The sequence below is a fragment of the Pseudoalteromonas sp. Z9A6 genome (genome assembly GCF_011378805.1).
Lineage (GTDB): Bacteria > Pseudomonadota > Gammaproteobacteria > Enterobacterales > Alteromonadaceae > Pseudoalteromonas > Pseudoalteromonas distincta.
The window spans coordinates 1-10,261 of record NZ_WTKZ01000045.1 but is presented as its reverse complement, the minus strand read 5'-3'; the positions used below and the strand labels follow the sequence as shown (position 1 = coordinate 10,261).

The following is a 10,261-nucleotide window of genomic DNA, read 5'->3' as shown; positions in this document are numbered from 1 at the left end:
AAAGATAGGATGCAGAGAACCTGAAGAGTAACCGTCTATACCTTTTTTTGTCATTGTTAACGATATGTGCTGCTTTTCTTGTGTCGGCTGGTAATGATGAGTTGAGCCATGAGTTAATATACCAAGCTCTGTATTGTTAGTGCACACGGTAATATTTTTAACTTTACTGGGTAAGTTTGGATTTGTACTCATTATTCATCCTCTGAGAATATATTTTCAATTTCATCCCAATCAGGTAGCGAATACTTTTTTTGAGAAACATCAAACTGTAAATCAACAGCATCGAGCAAGCGCTCAAAAATATCGAAAGAACCAGTAAATCGGCCATTTTCAATTTCTGAAATTGTTGTTTTATTAATGCCGGATATTACTGAAAGCCTTTGCTGTGTATAGCCTAAAGCCTTTCTACTTACGCTGACTTTCTTCCCAATTTCGACTCTGTTAGTCATACAATTACCAATAGGATTTATTATGCAGCTGACATTGTAACCTAAAATGCCAGCTGTTATCTATATAGCTAACATCAAGCTAAAAAACCATTGTGTTAGCCATATGGCTAATGTGGTGATTCAGTTAACTCTGAGTCTATATTTATTTGGTAACTAGAGGTTTATGAGTAAATGTCTGCAAAACTTCCTCAAAAAGAGTTTTGATTTAAATCCCTTAATTTCATTCACTTAAGGTTTTATTTTGAAATTATTCAACCTGAATAAATCAAATTTATATTACAGGCTTTAATTTAGACTCTTTATTGAATTCAGCTTAGGCTTAATGATACTAACCAATTTAATGCTCATATCGGTCACGCTTTGTAACTCTATGCTTTAGGGGTAACGTATGCGTTATCATGTACTACATAGATTATAATACCTTTAGCAACTTCATGTACTTAGCATTTTTTAAAGTGATAGAGTGAACTCGAGTGTTGACCTTGGTCTTCTCACTTAGCCATAGATTCTAATGGCAGAAAGACAGCCTCTACGGTTTTTAAAGGACGCTGAGAAAAACCTCAGGCATAAATAGCGCCAGCTATCTAGGAAAGTAAAGGCGCGCTAATCTAGTGAAAGCACGATTAATTTTTGTTAAATATCATTGTCAGTTCGCAAGTTGTATTGCCTATCTTGTGGCACTACGGATATAGAACGGGACCTAAATGCCGCCATTAATATCTGTGATAAAAGTATTAATCGCGGCTGGACAGTCATTTATACTTATTAAAGCTGCGCACTACCGAGCTGAAAAAACCTCAATAGTTACCCCACCAAAGGAGCCGATAACTTCTGATGCCACTTTATCAGAGCGTATTTTTCTTTGTGATCTAGCATCAAAATCAGTTAAAGCTTTAAGCTTAAGCTCATTACTTTGAATTATGATTATAGGCATTGGTGCTGTTACTGTTTTTATTCCAGCATCAAAACGTATATTTGCTGCCGGTTGTACGCGAACCTGCCGGCGTATCCTAAGCAGCTCCCCAGGAGTTTGCTTAATTTTATTGATCAATTGCTCAAGAGGTACGCGGTATTCTGGCCCCGATCTATCAAACTCCTCTTCAATTTTAAGTAAAAGGTCTTTTTTAACCGGCTTTGATAGCGAGTCTTTTCTTTGCCAGGCGAACCGAATTGATTGAATGTTTTGCTCTGAATAACATCGAATATGCCTATATAGGTGCATAGTCATAATACCAGGGCACTCTGCGCGAAGCGCTTCAAACCGGTCTTGCCTTGTTTCATACGTTTGAATGATATGGTTTTCGATATCCGTTTTTGCCGCGTTTATTTTATCCACCAGCTCAGGGATAGTAATGCTTGTTGGGTTTTGGGCAGGGGAGAGCCAAATAACGCCGACAGTGCGCCGCGCTGATTTTTGTGAATAGCCTGGTTGTATGTAAAGGTCTTGGTAGCAGGATGCCGCGAGTTCAACAGCCTTATGTCCGGTATGTTCTTCTGCTGCAATATATTTAACCGGTTCACTTTCCATTCCCTTTGAGGTACAGGGTAGTGGGTAGGCAAGAGCGGCCAATGGTTGCGTATGTGTGAGGATTGTATTGAGAGAACGGATATTGTTTTTTAACTCATCAAACCGATCCGCGATAAAAGGCATGGCATGCACTCGATATTTGTAGTGATAGAACAAATTACAGTTAATAGGTTAAGACTAGACCATCATGCAATATAATGGAAGTTAACCATGAAATTCTTTTAATATTAACTTTTGTGGTACTACTTTGGCTGGCCTCGCCCTGAGATTAGAATGAGAAAGAGAGAGAAAAAATAGAAAAAGCAATGAAGTTGGCCGGGAAGGAGCTCGGGGTTAAGGGTTTGTTTATTATAAACCCTTAAATGCATGATGGTCTAGCTGAGCCCTTCCTTGAAAGGGTCGCTCATTGTTTTTTGCTCGTTAGCCATTATGTGACTTTTCAAAGTTTAAAGCAGCATAACAATTTATTGTTCATGATAATATTACTCAAATAAAATATACGGAATATAAAATATGCATTTTTTAAAAAACACAGCTTTAACGATTTCGGCGCTAACCTTAACTGCTTGCATGTCAACTCAGCCGCCTGTGATAACAATGCAGTCAAATGACGTTTACCAGTTTAATGATAAATCTAGCTTTGCATTAAATGTAGCTAATATGACCCGCAAAACAGCTGGGCTATCTGATGTTGATTTGCCTGAAAATGCTCAGTTTAAATCGAATAATGCGTTAGTTGGTGCCGAGTACGCTCTAGCATTTCTTTCAGATGGATTAATAGACCTTGCAGGCAGCATGGGAGCGCAATCACAAGCAGATAGAGCATTTAACTGGAAACCTATGCTTGTTTTTTTGGGTGAATTAAACGAACAAGACCTTGATGCTTCTGCGCTTAATCTTGTTGAAAGCGGTTTAAAAGAAACGTTTAATAATATTGCTGGTACAGAGTACGTTGGCATTGCCAGATCAGACAACGCCAGAGATAGTAATAACTTCATGTATTTTTATAAAGGTGGCGCATTGTGCAACGCCGAAACGCGCAAACTTTACATCTATACTTCACCTGAACCACATCCTCACTTTGTCGATTATGACCCCGCTGTTTTTAACGGTTCATGTGCTTCAGCTGTAAAAATAGAGGTTAATGGTAAGGTGAATTATAACGGTGAAGTAAAAGACGTTGTAACTATGACGATCCTAAATGGCTATGAGGGATTTGACAGTATTGCCGTTGCTACAGCTGGCTTCTCTATAGTACCGAAAGAGTATGGTGTTTGGGGTGCTGATATAAAGTACACAGTGCCAGCTCCCTACGTTGTTCATAATAATACGATGTACTTGTTCAGCACCAGCAATAGATCTTATAAGTTAAATAATTCTGTGAGATGAGAGTTATCAATTGTTAGTCGGCTGCACTGCTTTCAACCCACTTGTAGGTGAACAGTAAAGTTTGAAACTTAAGCACCAGATAGCTGCGGGTTAGAAATTAAAAAAAGATAGACTGCTTAGAATGGCTGAACTCACAACAATAACCGGCGATATGAAACAATTAGCTAAAGATAACTCTTGCCATTTAAGTGTTGAAGTGGTAAACATCTGTTTTCTGTTTGCGAACAGCGAACATCCATAAGGAGAGCTATGCTAAAAAATCAAGATTTACTTGTAGTACTTAAAGTCCTTAGTTTTGAGGAATCAAGCCATGAGTCATTATCGCTAACAAGAGAGTTACAAGGTGAGGCATGGGTGCACCTCGGTAATGATGTAGAAAAAATTAGTCAGTATGACATTAAGCAAGAGGAGTTAGTCGTATCAAATGAATTAGAAGATTTTGATTTAAAAGAGCTATCAATTATTGATGAATTTTTACAAGGATCTAAATATGAATTTGATAATCAATGGACATACCGTAAGTTAGCTCAACATCTTTTCATATCTTTAAGTGAAGCAAATAATGCTGTTAAGCGAAGCATTGATGCGGGTTTATTATTCCGGCTAGGTTCTAAAAGTATTAAAGTAAACCGTACAGTACTTGTAAATTTTATTCGTTATGGTGCTGGAGTTTCATTTTACACTGAGCCTGGTCGTATAGTTCGTGGGATACCTACATCATACGCAGCACCTGTTTTTAAAGAAATATTTGCAAGCTCTAACGTAACTCCCCCTGTCTGGCCATGCGCTAGGGGAACTGCTAAAGGGGTCGCTATAGACCCATTATATAAATCTGTAACAAAAGCAGTAATGATTGATAGTTGGCTATACCAACAGCTTGCTCTAGTGGATATATTTAGAATAGGCACAGCTAGGGAAAGGGAGCAAGCACTTCCTTTTCTAGAACAATTAAACAAAGGAAAGATATGAGAACTCCAACAGAGCATGAATTAATGCTAATGAGTGTTGCTGATGCACTAGGTGAGAATCTACTAGGATTGGTTACTTTTGTTGGTGGTGCAACCGTTTCATTACATCTTGATGATGCACAACCAATAGATATTAGAAGTACAAAAGATGTAGATTTTATTGTTTCTGTTACGAGTACAGCTGGTTATTATTCATTGAGTCAAAAATTAAGAGACGTTGGATTTAAAGAGTATATTCCAGAAGATGATGAAGACGCACCTATTTGCCGATTTGTTTGTGATGGTATCCTTGTTGATGTAATGCCAGATGATGAGAGTATTCTTGGTTTTAGTAATGAATGGTTCAAGCCTGGCCAAGAGGATCCTGTAATGTATGATTTACCACATGGGATTCAAATTAAAATAGTTAAAGCAAAGTATTTATTAGCAACTAAGTTAGCAGCGTTTTTTGGGCGCAAAATCGATATTTTAGAAAGTAAGGATGCAGAAGATATATGTATTCTAATTAATGGCAGAGATGCTTTAATAGATGATATTTTTCAGGGACCGCCCGAATTAATCATCTATATTCAGCAAAATATGTCAAATTTTATGGCAGATAGTCAATTCGAATATCTTTTCGCAAATGCGTTAAATGCTGAAGAGCCTGAACGAATTGATATAGTTTTAGAACGGTTCCATCAATTAGCATCAGGGAAGGTTTAAATGGAATGACAAATATAATTTGTACTGGGAAAGGCCCTGCGCAGCCAGTTAATGCAGATACAGTAAAAGAATGGAGTATTCCAAATGGTAATGTTTACCTTGTATGTGATGGTATTAATCATAATCAAAAAACATTAGCAGCTGTTAATGTTTTCGCGGAAAACTTAGCTAAATCGAATTGGACTAACATTGTTAATCCTAAGCAGTTGTTAAGGAATAACATTTTTGAAGCACTCCACTTAATGTCACCTGAGCACGACAACCTATCTTTTTGTTGCTGTGTAGCAGTTGTTTCTGAAGAAAAGATGACTTTAGCTCACTGTGGAGATTGTCGGATAGGAAGCCTGACAGATAAAGGTGTTAAGTGGCTAACTCAGGATGATGTGCCGGCCTTAAAACTTTATAATAAGGGAGTAATATCAAAAGAGACTTATGACAAATCTAGGCACTTAATTTCTACAAAGTTGAAAATTGGCTCAAATAACCGTAATTCACTCACGGTACAAACCATGGCGACTGCTAATAATCAAGTTTTGATTCTTTGTAGTGATGGGTTTTGGTCTGAATCTGAATATTTATTAAACACAGATGTATCAAACGTGATTATGCTGATCCAAGAAGAAATTGAAAGATTAGTTTTGCAATCTGAAGATAATTTTAGTGTAGTGATTGTATAAAGCCAAATGAAAGTTGCTTGCTAAATGCTTTAGGCTGAGGTATTAAAAAACGTCAGAAAGAGCCTGTAACGGATTTTGTGTAACTGCCCGTTATGTTTTTACTGAGGCGCTCCTCTAATTTACTATAAGCGTATAGCTAACGTCCAAGGTAACAGTGGATCTAGGTTATTGTCGGAAGACAATAATGTTTGAAACTTTTTTGCCTTCCCAGTCCGTTCCTTTCGTGTCAATAGAAGGTATGTATGACAATAAAGATCAAAACTTAGATTCAATCAACGTGCCTATCCAAAGAAAAATTGTGACAACAAAGATTGAAACTCACTTTTGGACAAAAATGAGTTAGAGCCGAAGGACGGCTCTGTGCCATGAATGGACATTGAAGATTCTTAATGTGTGAAGTCAAGATTTGACCCCATTCGCTTGGAGTCAGCCAGATCAGCGCTGGCTCACCTTTGCCCCAAAATTATTTAGGCGACATTCTGCTTTGTGCTGTGGCTTTAAGTTCATTATAACCAATGATAGGGAAACCCAGAGTTAATCTAAGTTTCTTAAGAGTGTTTTGAGTGAGGGCTGGTTATAGACACTGGGGGATTGTGATGCAAGCATAAACTTCCCGAAAGTATTTAAAGGTAATGTAGTGGTTAAAAATTGATTAATTGGTACATATATATTGATAATATATACTTAACAGCTAGTTTAGCTAAGAATCATTAGAAATTATTAAGGAAAAAGATGGAATTTTTAACTGCGACTATGTTGTCAGGATTAATCTATGATGGTGTTAAAGAGGGCGCTTCTATTGGTTTTGATTTATTAAAACGTAAATTAAAAAATTGGCTCATAGATGATTCTGAAATTGAAAAAATTGCGGAGTTGTTAATTGATGCTGGTATAAACGAAGACTTGGCACCTCACGCCATTGAACGAAAAATTACAGAACATCAAGAGTTAAATGAGTTTCTTAAAAATATCAAAAATTCAGGCGATGTTGTTAATGTTACGCAAAGCACTAATACAGGCCACAATGTTTATAGCTCAGGAAATGGCAATGTAAGCATTGGTGATGTGGTCACTAATAAAGGAAGTAGCTGAATTGACTAAAGAGCCGTCCGTACATCAACAAACAGAAAAAGGCCATAACGTTTTTGCCAAAGATGAAGCATCAGTAGAAATTGTAAGTTTTCAAATAACTGACTTGTCTTCAGACGGGCTAGAAACATTTATTAAAGAGTTTGCTAGGCTAGTAACTCATAGGTGTTGGTCTAAAGCTCTCATCTTTATAGAAAGTTTGAAAACTGTAGATAAGTTAGATTCAGAATGTAAAAGTCTACTCAAAGTCCTTGAATATAAGCTCCACGCGACTCAAGGAAAGCCTTACGATATAGTGCCAGATTTATTTTTAGAGTTAATTGAAAGTGAACGCTCTACTCTTATTGTTAAAGATATTGTCGAAGCTGCGTATTTACATTTTTTGAATAAGATTTCTTCGGAAAGAGCCTTAAAGCGATACAAGTCAAGTAAGGTTGCCAAGAGTTTATCTAAAGAAACTTATTTTGAAAAGTTAGCTCAGTTAGAAGAGCTTAACGAGCAAATATCTAAAGGGACTGTTGGAATTAGAGAACAAGACTTATGCTCTTACGTAAGATGTGCTCTGAGACTTGGCGAGTATGAATTATCCCTCGATCTAGCCAAAGAATTAGTACTTGAACATCCTAACCAAAATAGCACCGTTCTAAACTTACTTTGCAGTGCATACAAAGTTCATAATTTGATTGGTACTAAACATTTTTGGATGATAAACCAGTCGCTAATTGACTTACTCATTGAGACAATAGAATCCGTCAAAGCTCTTTCTTCTAAGATTGATGATGGAAGAGTATTTCAAGCAGCAGCCGTTTTACTTGCTACAACATGGTTTGAGGACGTAGATTTAACAGAGCTTTGTGATGAGCATATTGAAGAAGCCGAAAAAGTCATCCCTGACATTAGAACGCGTCTTCAAACCAACATTCCAGTCAATACTAAACCTAGCAATAAACTCCGCGCTCAAAATCCTGAAGACATAAACGAAAATGATTTTCCTCAATTATCAATGACTTATTTAAAAGGTGGTATTAATAAAAGGCAAGTCAAGAGATGGTTAGACAAAGGTGGTAACGTAACGGCCTCTAAACCTCAAATCAAGCAATTTATCGAAATTTTTTTAAGTGCCATTGCATTCGATCCGACTGACTTACGAGATAAACAAAAATTATCGGATAATCTTGAAAAATACTTAGTTGAATATGAAAAAATTACGCAAGAGATTAACCCCCAAGCACTTTATCAACTTTGTCTAAGCTTGAACCAAATGGGGTTGAACTATCAAGTTACAAAGATAATAGAACCATTGCTTCCTCAAAAACCTTGGGCTTCTCCAATCATAGATGCTTATTCAGAAGCATTGTTAGGCTCTGAGCAATTTGAAAAATTAGATTCTTTTCTTGCAAATATGGATAGTGAACAGGATAGCTATCGACTAGCTGCTGTGCGAATCTCAAGGGAGTTTTTATTACTTGAATTTGAAAATGCCAACACACTAATTCAAAAATCATTAGCTAGGTATCCGCGATCAAGCTACTTTTGGACTTTGCTAATTCAAAATAGCATTAAGGTTGGATTACCAGAGAGTGATATTGAAAAAAATATACATGAAATTCCAACGAGTCTGTTTGATGATTACTCATATGAGAAATTACAATTAGTTCAATCTATCTCGGTGGTAGATGTTGCTTTTGCCGAGTCAATTTTGTTGGAGTGGTTTATTGATGATCCGGCAGGTATCGCAACCCACTTAACTAATATTCATTTTGGAACTTTATCTAAATCAGACAAACGTATAGAGCGAAGCTACCCCTCTGATCGTTGTTTCGCAGCCGCAACTTATAGAAAAGGTAAAAAACAATTTACTAAGCTGTTGGTGGAAGGTTGTGAAACTAATGAGTACCTATTAGATGTTGACAGTCCTCTGGGTGAAATGTTGCTTGAAATGGACGCTGGTGACTCGAATCAGTTAGGCATGGATACAGTAACCTTAATAGAAAAACTATCTCCAATTGTTGGTGCATTCAGGATTTCTTTAGATATCAGGTCTGCTATCAATGCTGGAAATGACTGCTTTTATCAGATGACGTTTAATGAGCAGGAAGGAATCGATGGGTTATTAAAACAAATAGATGTTTTCTCAGAGCAAAAACAGTTAATTGAGCCACATATTGATGGACAGTTGATACCACTTTTGATGAGAATAAACCGTTCTTTTAAGTACGATATAGTTAAAGGTGCATTTATATACTTAAGCGATAAGGAAAGTAATAAGTTCCTTGATTTGTTTTCAGAAGGAGAGCCCATAGTTGATAAACTAGTTTTGGATGCGCTTTCTTTAGTATATTTCAGTTATACTGGCTTGGCTTCTGCGCTTATAGAGTCAGATATAGAAGTATATGTTTCAGGAGAAACAAAAAATATAGTTCTTACTTGGCTTGAACAAATGGGACGAGAGGATTATTTATCTGTTGGCAAAGTCGATGGCAATTATTTTAAAAAGACTGCAGAAGATATTGCTAAAGACCAAAATGTTAAGTCGCTTAGAGAGCTGATTGAATACTGTGAAGAACTAACACCAATTTCTTTTAACGTACCAGAGCCTTTGCTAAGAATTAAAGACATTTTAGATATTTCACATTATTCCTCTGTGAAGCTTTCTGTCTCTCATGGTATCCCTATCTTCTGTTTAGATACTACTTTCTGTAATTACTACAGAACGCTAGAGCTGCCAATTGCCAACGTTTATCAGTTGGTCTTAAGGGTTAAAAAAGGCGCTATAGGTATTGAAGAGAGGTTAGCAAGATGTAATGTATTTTCTCACCTAAGGGTGCCCATTTCTCACACTGATGTAATAAATCTATGTAGATCAAATGAAACTGGGCAATTCTTAGCTGCTAAGATATTAAAGATGAACTCCAACTCCTATCACTCACCCGAAATAGCACTTCAAGTTTTAACAGAGTGCTGTATCAAGTCAACTTGTACAGCTTATCTAGGTACGTTTGAAAGCCTAGATTTGTCAGAGTGGAAGTTCACTGAAAATATTGTATATGCTTGCTGTAGCTCAGCAATGCAATGTCTCGAAGGAAAATACTCTGAAAATAAATTTGCCCAGCTAATTGTAGAAATTACGTTTAGATTAAGAGGTCTAAATGATGTTACAAAGCTTGTTATGGAACTGTTTAGGCGATTTGCGAGTGGCCATTTTCTGGATATTCAAGCTATTGATGAAGAGATAAAAAGACTTGGATTGTTAAGACAAAATCAACAAGGGAAATAATAGTCTCTCCAAAAGATTCAAAACAACTTTAGCAACTTAAATTTACCGAATGACAACTTTACTTGCTAAATAGAGTATTGTGTTTAGCTATTGCTGGGATCGTAATGAGTCAGTCAGAATGACTGTTTATGGGGTTTTGCGCCCATCCCCTCGAAATTAACCTTAGTCTAAATTTTTAA

General features: G+C 36.7%; 8 protein-coding genes and 1 pseudogene. 6 read left to right on the top strand and 3 right to left on the bottom strand.

Annotated features, from left to right (window positions below):
- The 3 genes and pseudogenes from GQR53_RS21165 to GQR53_RS15160 form a co-directional block, all read right to left on the bottom strand.
- A pseudogene (locus tag GQR53_RS21165) lies at positions 1-192 on the bottom strand (type II toxin-antitoxin system HipA family toxin); the annotation flags it as partial.
- Positions 192-449, bottom strand: a complete 258-nt coding sequence (locus GQR53_RS15165) for a helix-turn-helix domain-containing protein (protein WP_165744391.1) — start codon at positions 447-449, stop codon at positions 192-194. The gene GQR53_RS15165 and the pseudogene GQR53_RS21165, both read right to left, overlap by 1 nt.
- Positions 450-1,227: 778 nt before the next feature.
- Positions 1,228-2,100 carry a DNA replication terminus site-binding protein gene (locus tag GQR53_RS15160; protein ID WP_165744390.1) on the bottom strand — a complete coding sequence of 291 codons (873 nt, stop codon included), beginning with the start codon at positions 2,098-2,100 and terminating at the stop codon, positions 1,228-1,230.
- 390 nt (positions 2,101-2,490) lie between these two features.
- Here GQR53_RS15160 and GQR53_RS15155 point away from each other — a divergent pair, with 390 nt between their 5' ends.
- The 6 genes from GQR53_RS15155 (at position 2,491) to GQR53_RS15130 (ending at position 10,082) form a co-directional block, all read left to right on the top strand.
- The gene (locus tag GQR53_RS15155; protein ID WP_010554727.1) at positions 2,491-3,366 is read left to right on the top strand and encodes a hypothetical protein; all 876 of its coding nucleotides are present in this window, start codon (positions 2,491-2,493) and stop codon (positions 3,364-3,366) included.
- 249 nt (positions 3,367-3,615) lie between these two features.
- On the top strand, positions 3,616-4,335 hold the full coding sequence (locus tag GQR53_RS15150) for a hypothetical protein (protein ID WP_010554726.1): 720 nt from the start codon (positions 3,616-3,618) through the stop codon (positions 4,333-4,335).
- Positions 4,332-5,039, top strand: coding sequence for a nucleotidyl transferase AbiEii/AbiGii toxin family protein (locus tag GQR53_RS15145; RefSeq protein WP_010554725.1), 708 nt, complete (start codon positions 4,332-4,334; stop codon positions 5,037-5,039). Before GQR53_RS15150 ends, GQR53_RS15145 begins: the two co-directional genes overlap by 4 nt.
- A 5-nt stretch (positions 5,040-5,044) precedes the next feature.
- Positions 5,045-5,716, top strand: a complete 672-nt coding sequence (locus tag GQR53_RS15140; protein WP_010554724.1) for a hypothetical protein — start codon at positions 5,045-5,047, stop codon at positions 5,714-5,716.
- 732 nt (positions 5,717-6,448) lie between these two features.
- Positions 6,449-6,808, top strand: coding sequence for a hypothetical protein (locus GQR53_RS15135; RefSeq protein ID WP_010555469.1), 360 nt, complete (start codon positions 6,449-6,451; stop codon positions 6,806-6,808).
- A gap of 1 nt (position 6,809) precedes the next feature.
- Positions 6,810-10,082 carry a hypothetical protein gene (locus tag GQR53_RS15130; RefSeq protein WP_206013307.1) on the top strand — a complete coding sequence of 1,091 codons (3,273 nt, stop codon included), beginning with the start codon at positions 6,810-6,812 and terminating at the stop codon, positions 10,080-10,082.
- The last annotated feature ends 179 nt before the right edge of the window (positions 10,083-10,261 follow it).